This is a genomic window from Streptomyces sp. NPDC051563 (assembly GCF_044454225.1).
Lineage (GTDB): Bacteria > Actinomycetota > Actinomycetes > Streptomycetales > Streptomycetaceae > Streptomyces.
Window position 1 is genome coordinate 156,242 of sequence record NZ_JBITDL010000008.1, and the last position, 21,447, is coordinate 177,688.

Annotated in this window: 10 protein-coding genes; all 10 read right to left on the reverse strand. The window is 75.5% G+C overall.

The annotated features are described in order from the left end of the window. Positions 1 to 25 precede the first annotated feature (25 nt). The 10 genes from ACIA8F_RS12220 to ACIA8F_RS12265 all read right to left on the reverse strand — a co-directional run bounded on the left by ACIA8F_RS12220 (position 26) and on the right by ACIA8F_RS12265 (position 21,397). On the reverse strand, positions 26 to 409 hold the full coding sequence (locus tag ACIA8F_RS12220) for a hypothetical protein (protein WP_399378210.1): 384 nt from the start codon (positions 407 to 409) through the stop codon (positions 26 to 28). Further along, on the reverse strand, positions 406 to 1,719 hold the full coding sequence (locus ACIA8F_RS12225) for a glutamate synthase-related protein (RefSeq protein ID WP_399378211.1): 1,314 nt from the start codon (positions 1,717 to 1,719) through the stop codon (positions 406 to 408). Before ACIA8F_RS12225 ends, ACIA8F_RS12220 begins: the two co-directional genes overlap by 4 nt. Next, on the reverse strand, positions 1,716 to 2,699 hold the full coding sequence (locus ACIA8F_RS12230; RefSeq protein ID WP_399378212.1) for an asparagine synthetase A: 984 nt from the start codon (positions 2,697 to 2,699) through the stop codon (positions 1,716 to 1,718). Before ACIA8F_RS12230 ends, ACIA8F_RS12225 begins: the two co-directional genes overlap by 4 nt. A 46-nt stretch (positions 2,700 to 2,745) precedes the next feature. Continuing rightward, entirely contained in the window at positions 2,746 to 4,161 is a 1,416-nt protein-coding gene (locus ACIA8F_RS12235; protein WP_399378213.1) for a methylaspartate mutase, read from the reverse strand. After that, on the reverse strand, positions 4,158 to 4,649 hold the full coding sequence (locus ACIA8F_RS12240; RefSeq protein ID WP_399378214.1) for a cobalamin B12-binding domain-containing protein: 492 nt from the start codon (positions 4,647 to 4,649) through the stop codon (positions 4,158 to 4,160). The genes ACIA8F_RS12235 and ACIA8F_RS12240 overlap by 4 nt, the downstream gene beginning before the upstream one ends. A gap of 162 nt (positions 4,650 to 4,811) precedes the next feature. After that, on the reverse strand, positions 4,812 to 5,018 hold the full coding sequence (locus tag ACIA8F_RS12245) for an MbtH family protein (protein WP_399378215.1): 207 nt from the start codon (positions 5,016 to 5,018) through the stop codon (positions 4,812 to 4,814). Beyond that, positions 5,015 to 12,196, reverse strand: coding sequence for an amino acid adenylation domain-containing protein (locus ACIA8F_RS12250; RefSeq protein ID WP_399378216.1), 7,182 nt, complete (start codon positions 12,194 to 12,196; stop codon positions 5,015 to 5,017). Before ACIA8F_RS12250 ends, ACIA8F_RS12245 begins: the two co-directional genes overlap by 4 nt. Before the next feature lie 790 nt (positions 12,197 to 12,986). Continuing rightward, positions 12,987 to 18,464, reverse strand: coding sequence for a condensation domain-containing protein (locus ACIA8F_RS12255; protein ID WP_399378217.1), 5,478 nt, complete (start codon positions 18,462 to 18,464; stop codon positions 12,987 to 12,989). Between the two features lie 12 nt (positions 18,465 to 18,476). Then, positions 18,477 to 20,351, reverse strand: a complete 1,875-nt coding sequence (locus ACIA8F_RS12260) for an amino acid adenylation domain-containing protein (RefSeq protein ID WP_399378218.1) — start codon at positions 20,349 to 20,351, stop codon at positions 18,477 to 18,479. A gap of 5 nt (positions 20,352 to 20,356) precedes the next feature. Then, complete coding sequence (locus ACIA8F_RS12265) at positions 20,357 to 21,397, reverse strand: TauD/TfdA family dioxygenase (RefSeq protein WP_399378219.1); 1,041 nt, start codon at positions 21,395 to 21,397, stop codon at positions 20,357 to 20,359. Between the last annotated feature and the right edge of the window lie 50 nt (positions 21,398 to 21,447).

Consider the following 21,447-nt stretch of genomic DNA (forward strand, 5'->3'; position numbering starts at 1 on the left):
CCGTGCGTTCCGTGCGTGTCGCGGTTCACCGCTGCGTGCTGTGCCGCCCGGCGAGGGCGGCGGCCACGGCCCGGCGTGCGGCGCGCGTCAGGTCGGAGCTGCGGGGGGCGCTGCCGTACGTACGGAGTTCCAGGCGGCCCCCGAGGTGGCCGAGGCCCGCCGCGCCGAGGGCCCGGTGCGCGGCCGCGGCCGCCGCGGCGGTGGCGGCCGGACCCGCCGGGGGCACGGCGGCGGCACTGACCCCCGGGAGCTCCGAGAGCCGGAACCGCCCCCGGACGCAGGCCGCCCGGCGACGGCGCCCGGGCGGCCCCGGGAGCCGGCCGCCCGGCACGGGGCGCGGGGCGGCCCGCCCGGGTGCCGGTCCGGCGAGGGCGGGCCCGCCCGGCCCGGCTTGCCCGGGCGTCCTCATGACGGGCTCCCGAGCGGGACGGCCGGCACGGCCCCCGGCACCGGGGCGTCCGGGGACCAAAGGTCCGCCGGGTCCAGATCGGCGACGCGGTACTTGCCGAGGGCGCTGACCAGCAGCCGCACCTCCAGCGCCAGGGCCTCCACGAGCCGGACCAGGCCGGCCTGCGGGTCCTCGTCCACCGCCAGCAGGGCCGCCCGGCCCAGGCCCACCGCGGTGGCGCCCAGGGCCAGGGCCCGGACGGTCCGGCCGCCTTCCCAGATCCGGCCCGTGGCGAGCAGGTCCCCGCCCGGCCGGCCGATCCGGCGCAGGCACTCCCCGAGCGGCAGCCCCACCTGGTCCAGGAACACCCGCGGTGCCCAGCCGGTGCCGCCCTCGGCGCCGTCCACCGTGACCGCGTCGGCGCCCGCCGCCCACGCGGTGGCGGTGGCCGCCGCGATGTCCCGGCCCGGGTGGAACTTCACCCACGTACGGGCCAGCGGGAAGTTGTTCCGCATGAAGCGCAGCTGCTGGCGGACGATCTCCTCGGTGAAGGTGCCGGGTGTCGCGCACCGCAGCCGCCTGCCGTCGGCCTCGCCCAGGAGGTCCCGCACGGCGAACCGGCCCGCCAGCCGCCCGGCCTCGGCCGCGCCCACCACCGTCATGCCGCCGAGTCCGGGCTTGGCGCCCTGTCCCACCTTGAGCTCGAAGCCGAGCCGGCCGGAGTCGCGCAGCGGCCGGGTCCCCGGGTCGCTGTAGAGCAGGTTCCAGACCTCGGAGTCGGCGTCCTCGGTGGACTGCTGGACGACGACGCCGCCGATCCCGTCCGGGACGGACTCCGCGTAGGCGGCGACCCGTTCGAGCAGCGCCGAGCGGGTGGCCCCGCCGTCGCCGCCGCGTGCGTAGCCGTGCACCGGCACCATGTTCTCGCCGATCACCATCGGGATCCCGAGCCGCGCCGCCTGCCGGCCGGCGGCCACCCCGAGGTCGCCGCTGCCCGCCCGCGTGGAGCCGAACGCCGAGAGGTACAGCGGCAGTCGGGCCGTGAAACCACCGATCGAGGTGTCCAGGTCCACGTCCTCGTACGAGGGCTCGCGGCCCAGGTCGATCAGCTTCTCCAGCCGCCGCGGCATGAACACCGGCGGCACGATCCGCAGCCTGTCCAGGGCGTCCGGCGCGTCGCCTGCGCCTTCCGGGTACCCGTGGCCGTCGGCCGCGGACCCGAAGAGCTCGGTCCCGTAGGCATCCGCCGCCGGGAACACCTCGGCCGTACCCGCCCGGGCCCTGGCCCGTACCGCCCGCTCCGGGAAGCCCGGCGCACCGAGTGTGCTCACGGCGCGATCACCCCCGGCAGCTTCGGGTAGGCGCTGACCTGCCAGAGGGCGTCGAGCCCGGTCAGGTAGCGCACCAGGCGCTGCAACCCCATGCCGAACCCGGCGCTGGGCTCGATGCCCTCGCGGGCCAGCTCCAGGTACCACGCGTACTTCGCCGGGTTCTCGCCGCTCTCCCGCATCCGGGTCACGATCGCCGCGTAGCCCGACTCCCGCTCGCTGCCGCTGACCAGCTCGCCGAAGCCGCCGTGCGCGATCAGGTCGAAGTTCCGCAGTACACCGGGGCGTTCGGGGTCCTCGCGATCGTAGAAGCCGCGCGATCCCTTCGGGTAGTCCTCGATGAAGAACGGCCGGTCGGCCTCCAGGGAGAGCACCTTCTCGCCCTCCCAGTCGATCTCCGCGTCCGGACTCTGCGCGTGGCCCTGCCCGATCAGCCGGGCCACCGCCTCCTCGTGCGTGCAGGAGTCGAACTTCCCGGACCGCAGCTCGGCGAAGTCCAGCTCCTCCCGGCCCAGTTCACGGAGCAGCTCCGGGACGGCCGTCCACACGTGGTCGACGACCGTGGTCAGCAGCCCGGCCGCGATCTCCTGCGCGTCGGCCCGGCTGCCGCCCGCCATCTCCACGTCGATCTGGTGGAACTCCACCAGGTGGCGGCCCGTCCCCGCGGTCTCCGGGGGCTCCACCCGGACGTTCGGGGCGATGTAGAAGAGGCGCGGAAAGCCCTTCAGGGAGGCCTGCTTGTAGAGGATCGCGCTCGTCATCAGCTTGTACGGCTGCCCGTAGTAGTCGACGTCCAGCGCCTTCGCGCCGCGCCCGCCCGGGTCGGTGACCGGGCCCACCAGCGGCGGCAGCAGCTCCACGAAGCCCTCGCCGCGCAGGAACTGCCGCGCCGCGTGGAGGACTTCCTGCTGGACGAGCATCGCGGACCGCAGCTGCGGCGACCGCAGGTGCTCGCCCAGCGGGGGAGGGGTCGAGAGGTCCATGTCGCTTCCTGTTCGTGGTGGTGGTTGGTTTGGTGGTGGGAGCGGGTCAGGCAGGGGTCCGGGCCGGGCGGGAGCCCGCCCGGGCCCCGCTCCCGGACCCGGGCGCGGGCGGTCCGTCGTACTGCGCGGCCACCCGGCCCAGCGCCGCCAGCAGCCCGTCCGAGCTCATGGCACGGGCGGACGCGGGCGCCCGACCGCCCGGCGCCCGATGGGGGGAGACCGGCATGGCGCCGGTCTCGGACCACCGCAGCCGTCCGCCCGCGTCCACGAAACTGCGCGAACGGCCGGCGTTGTCGGGGTGCAGGCAGTACGGGACGTCCAGGACTCCCCGCGCGAAAGCCGTACGCAGGGCCTTCCCCAGGTCGTCGCCGAGTTCGAGCACGGCCTCCACGAAGGCCCGGGCCTCCCGGTACACCTCGCTGTCCGCCGGATGCGCCGCCTCGCGGGCCGGCCCGGTCAGCGCCGCCGTCGCCGCGGCCGTCTCCAGGGCGCGGACGTTCTCCAGCACGGTGGGGATCCGGTGCGCCTCGGCGGCCGTCTTGACGATCAGCCGCTGCGCCCCGGAGGTCACCGCCAGCCGGGCCGACGCTTCCAGCAGCCGGGTGGCCCCGCGCTCGGTGTGCGGGAAGACGCCCATGTACGTGTAGAGGACGACGTGCCGGTCGACCTCCGGGGGAAGGAACTCGGCGGCCAGCCGGCGCAGTGCCCGTACCGCCTCCGCGTCCTGGGCGGGGTCGGTCTGCTGCGCGTAGCTCAGGGACACGCTGCGGATGCCGTGCCGGACGAAGAACAGGCCCTCCAGCACGCTGATGGCGACCAGAAGTCCGGGAGGGCAGAGCTGGCCGAGCATGCAGCCGCCGAAGCTCTCCACGTGGGCCACCCGCGGGGCCTGGACCAGCGAGGCGAGCAGTTCGCAGCAACGGGCCCAGTTCTCCACGGACTCGGCGAGCGGGGTGCGCCCGTAGGGCAGGCAGTACGAGACCGGTCCGCCCTCCGTGGCGTCGAGCCCGGCGGCGGCGAGGGCCCGGACGATCGCCTCCGGCCGCGAGGAGCCGTGCCGTACCTGGACGGGGAATCCGGCGTCGAACACGCCCGAGAGGAGTCCCCGGGTGAGCTCGGCGGAGTGGGTGGCGATCGGGTAGCCGTTGAGCGGGGTGCCCTCGGCGAGGGCGTCGCGCGCCGCGGCGTGGTCGCCGACCCGGGTGTAGCTGTCGATGGTGAGGGTGCCGACGGTGGTGGCCACGGCGGCCTTGGTCCGCTCCAGGCCGGCCCGCATCCGGCGCGGATCGCCGAAGCCCATCCGCGGCTGGACGACGAGCTGTCCGGAGGCGGCGGCGTCCGCGACGAACGAGCCGAAGGAAGCCGTGGAGGCCGATGGCCCCGATGAACCTGATGAGGCCGGAGGTGCCGGAGCGGAAGGTGCGGCGGCCACGTTCGGTGCGGCGAGCGTGGCGGCGGTCATGCGACGGCCCGCCGGGCGGCCGGCTGCCCGGCAGCGGTGCGCGGGACCGTCCGCGGCACGATGTGCCGGCCGGTCCGCGCACCCTGCCCGAGGGCGGCGATGAAGGACTTCAGGGCGCTGACGTCACCGTCGTCGAAGACGGCGTCGCAGCCCGCGTCGAGGAGCCGCGTGCGCTGCTCCGGGTCGGCCGTGCCGGCCACGCCGAGCTTGCCGCCGATGACGACGGGAACGGTCAGGCCGGCCCGGCGGACGGCGCGCACGGCGCTCAGCCCGTCCCGGTAGCCGTGCCCGTTGACACTGCTGATGACCACGAGACCGGGCTCCTGGGCCTCGCAGGCCGCCGTGAGCAGCTCGTCCGTCACACAAGGACCCAGATTGGTGACCGGGTGCCCGAGCTCCTCCAGGAGCAGCTGCATATAGACCAGGTTCCACGTGTGGGAATCCGAAGCCGTACCCGTGAGAAGGATGTTCACATTCCGTCGTCGCATACGGATGAATATAGGAAGCGGCAGCCCCGCCGAGGGGAAGTTGGAGCGGCAGTATGAGGGAAATGGAAATGCCGGAAGGGCGGTCGTCGGGGAAAGCGGAAAACCGCGCCCCGCAGTGCGGGACACGGTTTTCCGGAAATTCCTCGCAAGGACCGCAAGGGCTCAGACGTACTGGGCGACCAGGCTCTTGGGGCGGATGTCGGTCCAGTTGCCCTCCACGTAGGCGAGGGCGTCCGCCCGCGGGCCGGCACCCCAGACCACGTCCCAGCCTGCGGGAACCTCGGCGAAGGCGGGCCACAGGGCGTGCTGTCCCTCGGCGTTGACCACGACGTGGAACGTGCCCTCGGTGTCGTCGAAAGGATTGGTCATGACAGGCTCCTCAATTTCTCGGAAAGAATACGGCCGATCAGGGCAAGCGGTTCGGGTTCACCCATTCTGGTGTGCGGGACCCCGATGATGTGATTCTCGACGCTGCCTTCCACGTAGGGAATCCAGTGCTGCGCCAGATTGTTTTCCGTTTCCCCGTCCTCTATGGCCGCCAGGAACACCATGTCGGTGGCCACCGGGCGCGGGGCGTACAGGTTCATGATTTCGGCGTGGTCGATGGAGGCCCCGATCACGGAGCGGATCTCCCCGTCCGAGAAGGCCCCGAGCACCGGGTCCTTCAGCCGTACCAGGCCGATCAGCGCGTCCACGTCGAACGGTGCGTCGGCCGGCTCGTCCGTGGCGTCGCCGACCAGCATGTCCCGCTTCTGCGCCGGGGTCATGTGCCGCCGTACCGGCTCGGTGGGCAGCAGGTGGACGTCCATCATCGCCAGCAGCTCGGTGCGCTCCCCGAGCTCGGCCAGCCGCGCGGCGAGGGCGTGGGCGACCGTACCGCCGAAGGACCAGCCCAGGAAGCGGTACGGGCCCTGCGGCTGGACCTCCCGGATCAGCGGGAGGTAGTCCGCCACCATCTCCTCCACCGAGGCGGGGGAGTGGCCCAGCTCGCTCAGCGCCCGGGCCTGGATCGCGTACAGCGGCTGATCCGGCCCCAGGTGCTGGGCCAGGCCCGCGTACGGCCAGCCGACCCCGGTGCCGGGGTGGATGCAGAACAGCGGGTTCCGCGCCCCGCGGGTGCTCAGCGGCAGCACCACGCCCATCGGGTCGAAACCGCTGGGCTCGTCGCCCAGCAGGCCCGCGACCGTCGGGGTGCGGAACAGGTCGCGCACCCCGCGCTCCAGCCCGAGCACGGTCCGCATCCGGCTCACCAGGCGCACGCCGAGCAGCGAATGCCCGCCCAGGCCGAAGAAGTTGTCGTCGATGCCGACCCCCTCCACGCCCAGGACCTCGGCGAACAGGGCGCACAGGATCTCCTCGCGCGGGTTGCGCGGGGGCCGCCCCGAAGGGCGTGCGGCGAGGGCCGGCGCGGGCAGCGCCTTGCGGTCCGGCTTGCCGTTGACAGTGAGCGGGATCGAGTCGAGCAGCACGGCCGCCGACGGGACCATGTGCTCGGGGAGTTCCTCCGCCGCCCACCGCAACAGCCCCTCGGCCGTGAGGCCGTGGCCGGCGCGCGGGACGGCGTACGCCACGAGCCGCTTGCCGCCCGGTCCGTCCTCGAAGACGACCACCGCGACCTGTCCGACGCCGGGGTGGCGGGCCAGGGTCGATTCGATCTCCCCGGGCTCGATCCGGAAGCCGCGCAGTTTGATCTGGCCGTCGGCCCGCCCCACGAAGCGCAGTTCGCCCTCGGGGGTCCAGTGCACGAGGTCGCCCGTGCGGTACATCCGGCCGCCGTCCGCGCCGAACGGGTCGGCGACGAACCGCTCGGCCGTCAGCCCCGGCCGGCCCAGGTACCCGCGGGCCACCTGGGTGCCCGCGATGTACATCTCGCCGGCCACCCCGATCGGGACCGGACGCAGCCGCTCGTCGAGGACGTGGATCCGGGTGTTGTCCAGGGCCGCTCCCAGGAACACCCCGGGGAGCGTGCCCCGTCCCGCCGGGATCCGCTGCTGGTGCGAGGCGAAGGTGGTCTCGGTCGGGCCGTAGGAGTGCACGAGCACGGTGTCGGGGCAGTGGTCCAGGACCCGCTGGAGGGCGCTCGGGGACGCCACGTCACCGCCGGTCCAGACCTCGTCGAGGAGCTTGAGGGTGTCCAGGCCCTCGTCGGCCATGATGTGGAAGAGGCCCATGGTGAAGTAGGCCGCGGTGACGCCGTAGGTGCGGACCGTGTGGTCGAGCTCGGCCACGTCGGTGCCGTCGCCGGGGGCGATGACCAGCTGCCCGCCGTTCAGCAGCGGCACCCACAGCTCGTAGGTCGAGGCGTCGAAGCCGATCGCCGAATGGACCAGCATCCGGCGGTGGTTGGCCAGGTTCCAGCAGCGGTCGGTGACCAGCTCCACCACGTTGCGGTGGGTGACCCCGACGCCCTTGGGGCGGCCGGTGGAGCCGGAGGTGAACATCACGTACATCAGGGCGTCCTCGCCGACGGCGATCCCGGGATCGCCCGGATTCCCGCCGTCCGCGGCCCCCGTACCGGACGCGCCGGTGCCCCCGTCGGCCCCGTCCCGTGCGGGGTCAGCGGTCAGCACCCGGACCCCGGCCGCCGCCTCCTGGAGCACGGCGGGCCGCTCGCGGTGCGACTCCTGCGTCAGGAGCACCCGCGCCGCCACGTCCTCCATGACCATGCGCACCCGTACGTCGGGCAGCCGGGGGTCCAGCGGTACGTAGGCCGCCCCGCACTTGAGCACGGCGAGCGCCGCCACCAGCAGCTCCGGCGTGCGGTCCATCAGGACGCCGACCGCCCCGTCCCGGGTCACGCCCGCCGCCAGCAGCCGGTGCGCGAGGGCGTTGGCGCGGGCGTCGAGGGCCGCGTAGGTCAGCGTCTCCTCCTCGTACGAGACGGCGATCCGGTCGGGGGTGCGCCGGGCCTGGGCGGCGAACCGCTCGTGGACCAGCCCGCAGGCCGCCCGCGGGGTCGCCGTGTCGTTGTACTCGGTGACCAGGCGGAACTCCTCCTCGGCGGAGAGCAGGGCGATGTCCCCGATGCGCTGCCCCGGGTCCTCGGCGACCGCCCGCAGCGTGCGGGCCAGGTGCGCGGCCAGCTGGGCCGCGGTCCCCTCGTCGTAGAGGTCCGTCGCGTACTCCAGTACGCCCTCCAGCCCGCCCGGGGCCCCGTCCGCCGTGCGCGTCTCGCGCAGCGACACGGTCAGGTCGAACTTCGTGAACCCGGAGGCCGTCCCCAGCGGGGTCCCGGCCAGCACCGCGTCCGCCGGAGCCGCCGGCTCCGCGGGATGGACCTGCACCACGACCTGCACCAGCGGGTGGTGGGCGGTGGTACGGGCCGGGTTCAGCTGCTCCACCACCAGGTCGAAGGGGAGGTCCTGATGGGCGTACGCGGAGAGGTCGGTCTCCTTGACCCGCTCCAGGAGCTCCGCGAACCGGGGGTCGCCGGAGGTGTCGCAGCGCAGCACCAGGGTGTTGACGAAGAAGCCGACCAGGTCGTTCAGCGCCTCGTCGTCGCGCCCCGCGACGACCGTGCCCAGGGGCAGGTCGGTGCCGGCTCCGTGCCGGGTCAGCGTGGCCGCCAGGGCCGCCTGGACCACCATGAACACGGTGGCCCCGTGCTCCAGGGCGAGCCGCTCCAGCCGGGCGTGCGTCCCGGCGTCCAGGGCGAGCGGGGTCGCCGCGCCCCGGTGGGTGGCCTCCGCGGGCCGGGTGCGGGCCGCCGTCAGCTCCAGCACCGGGGGCGCGCCGGCCAGGGCCTTCTTCCAGTGGGCGACGTGCCCGGCGGCGGCCTCGCCGTCGAGGGCCGTCCGCTCCCACAGCGTGTAGTCCGTGTACTGCACGGGCAGCGGCCGCCAGCCCGGGGCCCGCCCGTCCTGCCGGGCCGCGTACGCCGTGGCCAGATCGGCCAGCAGCGGGCCGGTCGACCAGCCGTCGGCGGCGATGTGGTGCACGAGCAGGACGAGCACCTGCCCGCCGACGCTCCCGCTCCCGGCCCCCTTCTCCTGCTCGCCCGCCGATTCGATGAGCGCGGCCCGGAAGGGGAGTTCGGCCGCCAGGTCGAAGACGTGCCCGGCCGCCGCGTCGACGGCCGCGTCCAGTGCGCCGGGCGCGGCCACGACCTGCTCCAGCACCGGCCGCGCCGACTCCAGCACGCGCTGGTACGGCTGCCCGTCCACCGCCGGGTACACGGTCCGCAGCACCTCGTGCCGTCCGGCCACGTCGGCGAGGGCCTCGGCCAGCACCGCCGGGTCCAGCGGCCGGTCCAGACGCAGGGCGAAGGGGATGGTGTAGGAGCGGCTCGGGCCCTCCAACTGGTCGACGAACCACAGCCGGCGCTGCGCGTACGACAGCGGGACCAGCTCGGGCCGGTCGGCGGCCGCCACCGGGAGCAGCGGCGCCCGTCCGGTGGCCGCGCCGTCCCGGGTGAGGCGCAAGGCCAGCCCGGCCGGGGTCGGGGCGAGGAACAGGTCGCGGATCCGGGCCTCCAGGCCGAGCACCGCGCGGATCCGGTTGACCAGCCGGACGCCCATCATGGAATGGCCGCCGACCGAGAAGAAGTTGTCGTCCGGGGCCACCCGGTCGATGCCGATGACCTCGGCGAACAGCGAGCAGAGCACGCCTTCGGCGGCCGAGCCGCCCGCGGCCGGGGCCCGCGCCGCGCGCACCGCCTCGGCCTCGGCCTGCTCCGCGAGGGCGAGCGCCACGCGGGCCCGGCGTTCGGCGAGGCCCCGCAGCTCCGCCCCGTCGAGCAGCGGGCGGGCGGAGGGCGGCCCGTCGGGGTCGGCGGCCGCCCGGGCCAGGGCCCGTACGAACACGTCCAGCAGCAGCCGCGCGGTCTCCTCGTCGAAGAGGTCCTCCGCGTACTGCCACCACACCTCCAGCCCGCCGTCCGCCGAGGCCACACAGGCGGCGCTCAGGTCGAACTTGGCCGCCTCCAGGCCCGTTTCCACGAACCGGCCGGTGAGCGGGCCGGACGGCTCCGGGCCCTGCGCGCCCTCGGCCGGGGCGTCCGCCTCCTGGGCGGTCAGCATCACCTGGAAGAACGGGTTGACGGCGAGCGAGCGGTCCGGGGCGAGGTGTTCCACCAACAGGTCGAAGGGCAGCTCCTGGTGGGCGTAGGCGGCCAGGTCGGCGTCCCGGGCCCGGTCCACGAGCTCCGCGTAGGGGACGTCGCCCGATACGTCGGTGCGCAGCACCAGGGTGTTCACGAAGAAGCCCACGAGACCGTCGAGCGCCTCGTCGCCGCGGCCCGCGACCGGGGTGCCGATCGCGATGTCCGTCCCCGCGCCGACGGCGGCCAACGCCTGCGCCAGGGCGGGCTGGAGGACCATCAGGAGGCTGGCGCCCCGCTCCGCGCCCAGCGCGGTGAGCCGCCCGAACGCCTCCGCGTCCAGCCGGGCGGTGAGACTGGCGCCCCGCCCGGTCGGCTCGGCCGGGCGCGGGCGGTCGGCGGGCAGGTCCAGGACGGTCGGCATCCCGTTCAGGGCGGCCCGCCAGTGGTCCAGGAGCCCGGCCGGGTCCTCCAGCAGCTCGTGCTGCCACAGGGTGTAGTCGGCGTACTGCACCGGCAGCGGCTCCCGTTCGGGCGCGGCGCCGGCCAGCCGCGCCGCGTAGGCCTCGCCCAGGTCGTGCAGCAGCGGGCGCACCGACCAGCCGTCGGTGGCGATGTGATGGGTCAGCAGGACGAGGGTGGCTCCGCCGTCGCCCGTGGTGAACAGCTCTGCGCGGATGGGGAGTTGGCAGGACAGATCGAAGGTGCCGGCGGTGAACCGCGCCACCAGGGAATCGAGTTCGCCCGGCGCGCACTCCCGTACCCCGAGCGGGACCGCGAGCGGCTCCAGGACGTGCTGGTACGGCTCGGAGTCGACGGCCGGGTACACCGTGCGCAGCACCTCGTGGCGCTCCACGACATCGCCGAGGGCCGCCGCCAGCGCCTCCCGGTCGGGGACGGTTTCCAGGCGCAGGACCAAAGGGAGGTTGTAGGTCGTCGAGGGACCCTCCAGCCCGGCCAGGAACCACAGCCGGCGCTGCGCGAAGGACAGCGGGATCCGGTCCTCGGCGGGCAGCACCGCCCCGTCGAACACCGATTCGGCGCCGGAGCCGGTGCCCGGGCCCCCGGGGGGCGCGGTGCGGAGCAGCTTGCGGTCGATCTTCCCGGAGGAGGTACGGGGCAGGGCCTCCACCAGCGTGATGACCGACGGCACCGCGGCGGCGGGCAGGTGGGCCCGCACCCGCGCCCGCAGCGCGTCGGCGTCCACCTCCGGATCCGCGACGACGAAGGCGGCCAGCCGCTTCACGCCGTCCGCGGTCTCCTGCGGCACCACGGCGGCCTCCCGGACCCCCGGGTGGGCGGTGAGCACCGACTCGACGGACGCCGGGTCCACCCGGTGACCGTTGATCTTGACCTCGTCGTCGGCCCGCCCCCGGAACCCGAGCTGCCCGTCCTCCCGTACGAACACCACGTCACCGGTGCGGTACGCGCGCTCGCCGCCCAGGGCCGCGAAGCGCCGCCCGGTCAGCTCCGGCCGGCCCAGGTAGCCGTGGGCGAGACCTCCGCCGAGCAGCCACAGCTCGCCGTCCACGACGGCCGCGCGGACCCCCGGAAGCGGCTCGCCGATCGGCACCGGGCCGCCCGGATGCCGGGAGAGGTCGGCGACGGTGGCGACGACCGTGGCCTCGGTCGGGCCATACGTGTTCAGCAGCCGCACCCGGTCCGGGTCCACGGCCCGGCACCACTGCGCCACCCGCTCGGGCAGCGCGGCCTCGCCGCCGATGACCACCGTGCGGACGGTGGAGGGGAGTTCGGCGATCCCCGCGTCGAGGGCGTGGGCCAGCTCGTGCCAGTAGGCCGTGGGCAGGTCCAGTACGGTCACGCCGTGCGCGGCGCACCCCGCCAGCAGCCCGGGCACGTCGAGCATCTCCTCGTCGCGCAGGACGAGGGTGGCGCCGGCGCCCAGCGTCAGGAACACCTCCTCGACGCTCGCGTCGAAGTGCAGCGGCGCGAACTGCAGGACCCGGTCCTCGGCGGTGATGCCGTAGCGGACGGTGGCCCCGGCCGTGAAGTGGGCCAGGGCGTCCTGCCCGACCACCACCCCGTTGGGGGTACCCGTCGAACCCGAGGTGTAGATCACGTACGCGGTGTCCCCGGGGACGCCGGGGCCGGGGAGGGCGAACTCGCCCTCCAGCGGGCGGACGTCCTGCCCGGCGCAGTCCGCCAGGATGGCGGCCGTACGGGCGGCCGGGGCGCCGGGATCCAGCGGCAGATAGGCGGCGCCGGTCCGCAGGGCGGCCAGCAGCCCCACGACCGCGTCGATCCCGCGCGGCCGGTGCACGGCCACCAGCCGGCCGGGCCCGGCGCCCTCGGCGGCCAGCTCCTCGGCGCGGAAGGCCACGGCGAGGGCCAGCTGCCCGTACGTCATCCGGCGCTCGCCGTGCACCAGGGCGAGCCGCTCGGCGCCGTCGGCGACCCGGGCGTCGATCCGGTCGAGCACGCGGGGCGCCGGGGTGATCGCCAGGCCGCCGTCCAGGACGGCGGAGGCGGTGGGGGCGGTCGAGGGCATCGCGGAGCCTCCAGGCGGGGGATGTGGATGCGGAGCGGAGTCCGTGCCCCCACGCTAGGCACCGCACCCCACCCCGCCGGGCAGTCCCCGCGGCAGCTCCCCGGGCCCGCATCTGCCGCTTCGAACTGCCGGTGGCCGGCGGGTGCGCCGCCGGCGGCTTCGGGACCGGGATCGCGGGCGGGGCCCGGCGGCCCGGCCTGGCAGGCCTGGACGGGCGGGGCTGGGCGGATGGCGCCGGTCGGTATCGGGGCGGGCGGATGCGCGGTGGCCGCGGCCGAGTGCTCGCGGGGGCCCGGGGACGAGGCCGCAGACGCCGGGGGAGGGCTCTGTGGGCCGGCTGCGTGGTCGCGGCCGGTGCTGTCCGGTGGCGCGGGCGGGCTGTTGTGGGCGGGCGGATTTCGCGCCGGCCCGCCACGGGGGGCCGCTGGCCGGGGCGCCGAGGCGTGGGTGAGGTGTGGGTGGTTCGGCTGGGTGGTGGTGGGTGGTTTGCGGTGGTCCTGGCGCGCGCTCGCGGGAGGCCGCCGGCCGTGGCGCGGGCGAGGTCCTGGCGGTCCCGCCGGGCTGTCGTGGGAGGTCACCGGGCCGGGGGTGGGGACGGGCCGGGTGCGGGCCGCTGTCAGCTCCAGCACCGGGGGCGCGTCGGCCAGGGCCTGTTCCAGTGGGCGACGTGCCCGGCGGCGGCCTCGGCGTCGAGGCCCGTCCGCTCCCACAGCGTGTAGTCCGTGCACCGGCGAGGCCCTCCCCGGCGGTTGCCGGGGAGGGCCTCGTGTGCGGTTCCTGGAGGGGTGGCCTACGGCTGGCGGACCCGCGAGCCCGCGCGGGTGCGGCGGCGCAGGGCCGGCGGCGGGGTCGGCGGGACCGGGGGCGCGGACGCCAGCAGCGCCGCCAGCCGGGCCGGGGTCGGGTGCCGGAACACCTCGCGGAGGGTCAGCTCCCGGCCCAGCTCCGCCTTGATCCGGTTGACCAGCCGGACCGCCAGCAGGGAATGGCCGCCGGACTTGAAGAAGTTGTCGTCCGGGCCGAGCTGTCCCCGTTCCAGCACCTCCGCGAACAGCCGCAGCAGCGCCGGCGCCAGCCGGTCGTCACCGCGCCCGTCGTGTCCGGGGCGGTCGTCTCCGCCCGGTGCGGGCGCCCCGTTCGCGGCCCCTGCCGGTTCCTGGGGGCGGCTCGTGGCATCGGCGGAGCTATGGGCCCCGCCCGAAGCCCGCGCCGCGGACCCGGCCGACGCGCTCGCCGCGGGCCTCGCCGCCGGCCGGGCCGCTCCCTGGTCCGGCGCCGCCCCGCCGAGGAGGCGTACCGCCGAGGGGACCGCGTACTCCGGAAGCCGCTCCGCCGCCCACTCCTGCAGGGCCGGCTCCGACAGCGGGCCGGCCGGGCCCTCGCGGTCCAGCACCTCCGCGACCAGCCGGTCCTCCACCACGCGGACCCGCGCCCCGGCCGCCGCCGGGTGCTCCGCGAGCACCGCGGCGACGTGCTCCACGTCGATCCGGTAGCCGCCAACCGGCGGCCGCGTACCCCGCCGGTCGGCCGGCGCCGGGAGGTCGCCGACCCTCAGGTCCGGGTCGGCGCCGAAGAGTTCCAGCGCCGCCACGAGCAGCCCGGCCAGGCGCTCGGCGCCGGCTTCCCCGTACAGGTCGGTGGCGTACTCCAGCACCCCCGAGAGCCCGCCTTCGGCGTGTTCCGTCAGGGCGAATGTCAGGTCGGCCTTCGCCGTCGCCGACCCGTACGGCAGCTCCTCGCCCGCCAGCGGGCCCCCGGCGGCGAGGGCGCTCGCGGCCGTGTCCGCCCGGTTGACCTGGAGCATCACCTGCACCAGCGGATGGTGGGCCGCGGACCGGAGCGGGTTCACGTGCTCCACGAGCAGGTCGAAGGGGAGGTCCTGGTGTGCGTACGCGGCCAGCCCCGCCTCCCGGACCCGCCCGAGCAGCTCCCCGAAGGTCGGGTCGCCGCCCGTGTCGGTGCGCAGGACCAGGGTGTTGACGAAGAAGCCGACCAGCCCCGACAGGGCGTCGTCGCCGCGCCCGGCCACCGTCGTGCCGAGCGCGAGGTCCGTGCCCGCTCCGAGCCGGGTGAAGGCCGCGGCGAGAGCCGCCTGCACCACCATGAAGAGCGTGGCGCCCCGGGCGTGGGCGAGGCGCAGGAGACGGCCGTGGGTGTCCGGGGACACCGCGAAACCGGTGAGGGCCCCGCGCCCGGAGGGCTCGGCGGGCCGGTGCCGGTCCGTCGGCAGGTCGATCAGCGGGGGCAGTCCGGCCAGGGCCCGCTGCCAGAAGTCCAGTTCGGGCCGGGCGCCGGCGAGCAGCTCCCGCTGCCACAGCGTGTAGTCGGCGTACTGCACCGCGAGCGGCGGCGCACCGGGGGCCCGGCCGGCGAGCCGCGCCTCGTAGGCGGCGGCCAGATCGGCCAGCAGGGGGCCCGTGGACCAGCCGTCGGCCGCGATGTGGTGCAGCAGCAGGACCAGCGTCTGCGGGCCCTCCCCGTCCGGCAGGAACAGCCAGGCCCGCAGCGGCAGATCGCGGGTCAGGTCGAAGACGTGTGCCGCAGCCTCGTCCACGGCGGCGCCGACGTCCTGCGGCCGGGCCAGCTCCAGCTGCGGCCGGGCCCGCTCCAGCACCCGCTGGTACGGCTCGCCGCCCTCGGCCCCGTACACGGTGCGCAGCACCTCGTGCCGGGACACCAGGTCGGCCAGGGCGTCGGCGAGCGCCGCCGGGTCCAGCGGCCGGTCCAGACGCCGCACCAGGGCGATGTTGTAGGCGGGGGACGGGCCCTCCAGCTGGTCGGTGAACCACAGCCGGCGCTGCGCGTACGACAGCGGAAGCCGCTCGGGCCGCCGCTCCACGGGCTCCAGTGCCGGCCGGGAGCCGGCCGCGCCCGCCGCGGCCAGCCGCCGGTGCAGGGCCGTGGCCGTGGGGGCGAGGAACAGGTCCCGGATCCCCGCCTCCACTCCGAGCACCGCCCGGATCCGGTTGACGAGCTTGCTGGCGAGCAGCGAATGCCCGCCCGATTTGAAGAAGTTGGCGTCGGCGGCGATCCGTTCGCGCCCCAGGACCTCGGCGAAGAGCCCGCAGAGGATCTCCTCCCGGGGCGAGAGCGCCGCGGGTGCGGCCGCCGCTGCCGGTGTCCGCGCCGCCAGAGCGGCGGCGGCGAGGCGCTCGCGGCGCCGGGCGAGGCCCGCGCCCTCCTCGGCCGTCACCAGCTCCAGCGAGCCCAGCCGGGTCCGCGCGGTCGTCGCGGACGTCGCGGACGTCGAAGACGTCGCGGTCGTCGCGAACGCGCGCAGCGCCCGTACGTACACCGCCAGCAGCAGCCGCGCCGTCTCCTCGTCGAAGAGGTCCTCGGCGTACTGCACGTGCACGTCGAGTCCGCCGGCAGCGCCGTCCGCGCCGCGCCGTGCCGCGCAGTGGAAGGACAGGTCGAACTTCGCGGCGCCGAGGTCCGTGCTCGTCGCCCGCCCCCGGACGCCGCCCAGCCGCACGGTGTCGTCGGCGGCCTCCTGCACCGTCAGCATCACCTGGAAGAAGGGGTGTTCGCCCAGCGCCCGGCCCGGCTCGGCCAGCTGCTCCACCAGCACGTCGAAGGGCAGGTCCTGGTGGTCGAAGGCGGCCAGGTCCGCGTCCCGCACCCGCTCGACGAACGCGCCGACCTCCGGGTCGCCGGACAGATCGGTGCGCAGCACCAGGGAGTTGACGAAGCAGCCCACCAGATCGTGCAGATCCTGGTCGGGCCGGCCCGCCACCGGGGTGCCGATCGCCAGGTCCTCCCCGGCCCCGGCCGCCGACAGGGCCGCGGCCAGGGCGGAGCGGGCCACCATGAACAGGCTGGCCCGGTGTTCCCGGGCCAGGGACACCAGCGCGCGGTGCGCCCCGGCGTCCAGCTCGGCCGATACCGTCACCGCCCGCCCCGAGGGCTCGGCCGGCCGGAGCCGGTCCGCCGGCAGGGCGGTCCGGGCCGGCATGCCGGCGAGCGCCGTCTTCCAGAAGCCGAGCAGCCCCGCCGGATCCGCCAGCAGCTCGCGCTGCCACAGGGCGTAGTCGGCGTACTGCACCGGCAGCGCCCGCCAGGCGGGGGCCCGGCCGGTGCGCCGCGCCTCGTAGGCCTCGCCCAGGTCCCGCAGCAGCGGGGCGATCGACCAGCCGTCGGTCGCGATGTGGTGGACCAGCAGCACCAGGACCGCGGTGCCGTCCCCCGGCAGGAACAGCCGGGACCGCAGCGGCGGCCGCACCGCGAGGTCGAAGGGCTCCCGGCCGAAGCCCGCGACCAGCCCCTCCACGGCCTGCGGGGAGCACGGCGTCACCTCCAGGGCGGCCGTCTCCAGTGCCTCCCCGTCCACGCCCAGGACCCGCTGGTACGGCTCGCCGCCCTCGGAGCCGTACACGGTGCGCAGCACCTCGTGCCGCCCCGCCACGTCACCCAGCGCCGCCGCCAGCGCCACCCGGTCCGGGACCTCGGCCAGGCGCAGCACCAGCGGTGCGTTGTAGGTCGCGGAGGGGCCCTCGATCCGGTCCAGCAGCCACAGCGCCCGCTGCGCCGCCGACAGCGGGAGCCGCTCCGGCCGGTCCGCGGCGGCCGTCAGCACCGGCCTGCTCGTGGCCGTGCCGCCCAGTTCGGCGAGGCGGCGGTGCAGCGCGGTCGGGGTCGGAGCCAGGAACAGGTCGCGGATGCCGAGTTCCAGGCCGAGCGCCCCCCGGATCCGGTTGACCAGCTTGCTCGCCAGCAGGGAATGGCCCCCCGATTTGAAGAAGTTGGCGTCGGCGCCCTGGGTCTCGCGGCCCAGCACCTCCGCGAACAGCCCGCACAGGATCTCCTCGCGCGGCGACAGGACGTCGCGGCGCACCGGTCCGGCCGGAGCCGGAGCGGCCGCGTCCGGCGCGGCCGCCGCGTGCCGGGCGGCCAGCGCCCGGGATTCCCCGGCCGTCACCAGGTCCAGCTCGCCGAGGAGCCGGTCCGGGTCCTGCGCCGCGGCGGCGAAGGCGCCCAGGGCCCGTACGTACACCTCCAGCAGCAGCCGCGCCGTTTCCTCGTCGAAGAGGTCCACCGCGTACTGGAGGGCGAGGTCGATTCCGTCGGGGGCGCCGTCCGCGGTGTGCCGCTCCGCGCAGTACCAGGTGAGGTCGAACTTGGCCGCGTCCAGGCCGACGTCCTCCAGCCGGCCGTGGATCCCGCCGGCCAGCTCCACCGGTTCGGACGCCCCGGCGCTCGCGTCCACCGTCAGCATCGTCTGGAAGAACGGGTGGTGTCCCAGGGCGCGTTCCGGTGCGAGCCGTTCCACCAGCAGGTCGAAGGGGAGTTCCTGGTGCTCGTAGGCCGCCAGGTCGGCCTCCCGTACCCGGTCCAGCAGTGCGCCGACAGAGGGATCGCCCGACAGGTCCGTGCGCAGGGCGAGGGAGTTGACGAAGAAGCCGACCAGGTCGTACAGGTCCTCGTCGGGCCGCCCCGCGACGGGCGCGCCGATCACGACGTCCTCGCCCGCCCCGGCGGCCGACAGGGCGACCGCCAGTGCGGCGCGCGCCGCCATGGTCAGGCTCGCCCGTTGGCCGCGGGCCAGGGCGAGCAGCCCGCGGTGGCCGGCCGCGTCGAGCCGGGAGGTCACGGTGGCGCCCCGGCCGGAGGGCTCCGCCGGGCGCGGCCGGTCGGCGGGCAGGGCGATGACCTGGGGGGCGCCGGCCAGGACGTCCCGCCAGTGCGCCACCTGCTCGTGGGCGAGGCTGTCGGGGTCGGCGGGGTCGCCGAGCAGCTCGTGCTGCCACTGGCTGTAGTCCGTGTACTGGACCGGCAGCGGCTCCCGGTCCGGTGCCCGGCCCGCCAGGCGGGCCGCGTACGCCTCGGACAGGTCGCGCAGCAGGGGGCGTACGGACCACCCGTCGGTGGCCACGTGATGGATGAGCAGGACGAGTACCGAGGTCCCGTCGCCTGGAAGCAGCAGCCGGGCGCGCAGCGGCGGTTCGGCGGTGATGTCGATCGCCTGCCGGGTGAACGCGGCGACGGCGGCGTCCAGTTCACCGGGCGTGCAGACTCCCGTGGTGAGCCCGGGTACGGCGGAGGCCGCCAGCACCCGCTGGTACGGCTCCGCGTCGGCCCCGGCCGGGAGCACGGTCCGCAGCACCTCGTGCCGCTCCACCACGTCGGCCAGTGCGGCGCCGAGGGCCGCGGTGTCGGGCACCGCGTCCCAGTGCACGACCACGGGGGCGTTGTAGGTGGCGGACGGTCCGTGGAGCCGGCCCAGGAACCACAGCCGGCGCTGGGCGAACGACAACGGGATCTCGGTCATGTCCTGACTGTCCTAACTGTCCTGGCGCGCGGTGGCCGCGTCGGTGCCCGTGTCGGCGGTGGCCGCGACGAGCGTGTCGAGGTGGGAGGCGAGGTCCCGCAGGCGCGGGTTGGCGTAGACCGCCTTCACCGGCAGGGCGACGCCCAGTTCGGCCCGGACCCGCGACACCAGCTTGATGGCGAGGAGCGAATGGCCGCCCAGCTTGAAGAAGTTGTCGTCGGGGCCGATGCGGGAGGCGCCGAGCACGGCCGCCCAGACGCCCGCGATCAGCTCCTGCGAGCGGGTCAGCCCCTCGGCGGCCGGGACGGGCCCGGGGGAGGCGGCGGCCGGGGCGGGCAGCGCGGCCCGGTCCAGCTTGCCGTTGGTGGTGGTCGGGAAGCGGTCCAGGGCGACGAAGGCCGCCGGGAGCATGTAGGCGGGCAGCGCCGCCCCCAGGTGCTCGCGCAAAGCGCCCTCGGTGACAGCGGTGGCTCCGCCGGACGCGGCGCGGTAGTACGCCACCAGCCCGGGCGCCCCGTGCACCTCGTCGAGGAGCACGACGGCAGCCTCCGCGACCCCCTCGACCGCCGTCAGCGCGGCCTCGATCTCCGGGAGCTCGATGCGGTGCCCGCGCAGTTTGACCTGCCCGTCGGCCCGGCCCAGATAGCCGAGCCGGCCGTCGGGCAGCAGCCGGACGAGGTCGCCGGTGCGGTACATCCGCCCGCCGTACGCGGCGTCCGCGCCGGAGTCGGCGGTGAACCGCTCCGCCGTCAGCGCGGGCCGGCGCCGGTAGCCGCGGCCCACGCGCGGGCCGGCCAGGTACAGCTCGCCGCTGCCGCCCTCGGCGACCGGGTTCAGCTGCTCGTCCAGCACCCGCATGCGCAGTCCGGGCAGCACGCTGCCGATGTGGGGCTCGTCGGCGCCGTCGATCCAGCCCGCCGTGGAGTCCACCGTGCACTCGGTGGGACCGTAGAGGTTCACGGTGCGCAGGACGCCCTGCGCCCCCTTCGCCGCGAGGCGCCGCCACAGCTCCAGGCCGACCGCCTCCCCGCCGATGAGGAGCGTCAGCGGGCGGGGTCCGCCGTCCTCGCTCAGCAGGTCGAGCAGCGGCTCGGCGTGCGAGGGGGTGATGTCGAGGTCGGTCAGGGCCTGTTCGTCGACGAACCGGGCCAGCAGCGCCGGGTCGGCGCGGGTCTCCTCGTCGATCATCACCAGGGTGTCGCCGCGGCAGATGCGCACCCACTGCTGCACGGACGCGTCGAAGGAGGGGGAGGCGTTCCAGCCGACCCGGCCGCCTTCGGTGGCCGCGATGCCCGCGCCCTCCAGCTCGGCGAGCAGCGCGGAGGCGGCGGCCCGGCCGATCTCCACGCCCTTGGGGCGGCCGGTCGAACCGGAGGTGTAGATCACGTAGGCGAGGGTGTCGGCGGACACGGCCACCGGGGCGTACGCGGACCCGGCGGTACCGTCCGGCGCGGTCAGCTCGGCCAGGGACAGGTGCGCGGTACCGGCGGCGAGCGGCTCGGAGTCCGGGCCGGCCGTCACGACGAGGTCGGCGCCGGAGTCCTCGACCAGGTAGCGGCGCCGCTCGGCGGGCAGCTTCGGGTCGACCGGAAGGTAGGCGGCGCCCGCGGTCAGGGTGCCGATCAGCGCGGCCACGAGGCCGGCGCCGCGCGGCAGGGCGAGGGCGACCACGCTCTCGGGCCCGATGCCGCGCGCCGTGAGGCGGGAGGCGATCAGCATGGCCTCGGCGCGCAGCGCGCCGAAGGTCAGCTCGCGGTCGGCCGCGACGACGGCGGTCCGCGCGGCGGGGACCAGCGCGAGCCGGTCCATGAGGTCGGCGACGGTGCGCCGGGTGTCCTCCGGCAGGGCGGCGGTGGTACGGGAACGCTCGGGAAGCACGGCGGTCATGGTGGTCACTCCCCGGCGAAAACGGTGGTGGACGGCTGGGTGGCGGGGGCGCAGTCGGCCAGGGCCACCGGCTCTCCCATGGCGACCAGGATCTTGCGGTCGCCCTTGTAGGCCTCGCGGCCGTGGGCGCACAGGATGTTGTCGACCAGCATCAGGTCGCCCTGCTGCCAGGTCTCGCGGACCGTGACGCGGTCGTACACCGCGTTGATCGCGTCGACCTCGGCGTCGGTCAGGCGGGTCCCGTCGCCCAGGTAGGTGTTGAAGGGCAGGCCGTCCTCGCCGTACGTCTCCACGAGCACCTCGCGGATGTCGGGGTCCAGGGTGCGGCTGTTCCAGAAGGCGAAGTGGTTGAACCAGGTCTGCTCGCCGGTGGCGGGGTGGGTGACGATCGCCGAGCGGCGCTGCCGGGTGATCATGGAGTCGTCCTCCTCGACCCACTCGTAGCCGACCGTGTTCTCCTCGCAGTAGGCCTCCGCGACGGCCTTGTCCTCGGTCGCGAACGTCTTGTACCAGGGAAGGCCCGCGAGCTCCGAGTAGTTGCGCACGAGCAGCCAGCCGGCCCGGGCGAACCGCTCCACCAGCTCCGGCGGCAGCAGGCGCAGCGCCTCCCGCATGTCACCGACGGTGGTGGCGCCGCCCTCCTCGGGGGCGATCACGCAGCCGAACAGCAGCACGCCGGGGAAGTCGAGGGTGTAGCTGTTCTCGTTGTGGAGCCGGATGGGCTGCACGGCCGGCAGGTCCGTGGAGGAGAAGACGCCCTCGCCGAAGTCGGTGCGCGGGGTCGCCTTCTCCTTGTAGCCGGCGCGCTGCTGGATCAGCGCGTCGCGGGCGGCGGCGAAGGTCGCCGCGTCCGAGACCGGCAGTCCGCGCAGCAGGACTGCACCCGAGCGGTGCAACTCCGCCTGGATGTCGGCGCGGTGGGCGTTCAGCCAGGCGACGGCCGTCTCCAGGTCGGCGCCGGCCGGGGTCTGGACGACGACGGGCTTGCCCGCCTCGCGGATCGGGCGGATACCGGTGTCGGCCGGGGCGTCTGCGAACGTGGTCATGGAAAGTCCTTAAAGGGGTGCGGAGTTGAAGTCGAGAGGGCTGCGGAGCG

Coding starts and splice junctions, on each gene's coding strand:
- ACIA8F_RS12240 (WP_399378214.1), bottom strand. CDS start 4,649: ATGCGACGACGGAATGTGAACATCCTTCTCACGGGTACGGCTTCGGAT.
- ACIA8F_RS12260 (WP_399378218.1), bottom strand. CDS start 20,351: ATGACCGCCGTGCTTCCCGAGCGTTCCCGTACCACCGCCGCCCTGCCG.
- ACIA8F_RS12235 (WP_399378213.1), bottom strand. CDS start 4,161: ATGACCGCCGCCACGCTCGCCGCACCGAACGTGGCCGCCGCACCTTCC.
- ACIA8F_RS12245 (WP_399378215.1), bottom strand. CDS start 5,018: ATGACCAATCCTTTCGACGACACCGAGGGCACGTTCCACGTCGTGGTC.
- ACIA8F_RS12265 (WP_399378219.1), bottom strand. CDS start 21,397: ATGACCACGTTCGCAGACGCCCCGGCCGACACCGGTATCCGCCCGATC.
- ACIA8F_RS12230 (WP_399378212.1), bottom strand. CDS start 2,699: ATGGACCTCTCGACCCCTCCCCCGCTGGGCGAGCACCTGCGGTCGCCG.
- ACIA8F_RS12255 (WP_399378217.1), bottom strand. CDS start 18,464: ATGACCGAGATCCCGTTGTCGTTCGCCCAGCGCCGGCTGTGGTTCCTG.
- ACIA8F_RS12220 (WP_399378210.1), bottom strand. CDS start 409: ATGAGGACGCCCGGGCAAGCCGGGCCGGGCGGGCCCGCCCTCGCCGGA.
- ACIA8F_RS12250 (WP_399378216.1), bottom strand. CDS start 12,196: ATGCCCTCGACCGCCCCCACCGCCTCCGCCGTCCTGGACGGCGGCCTG.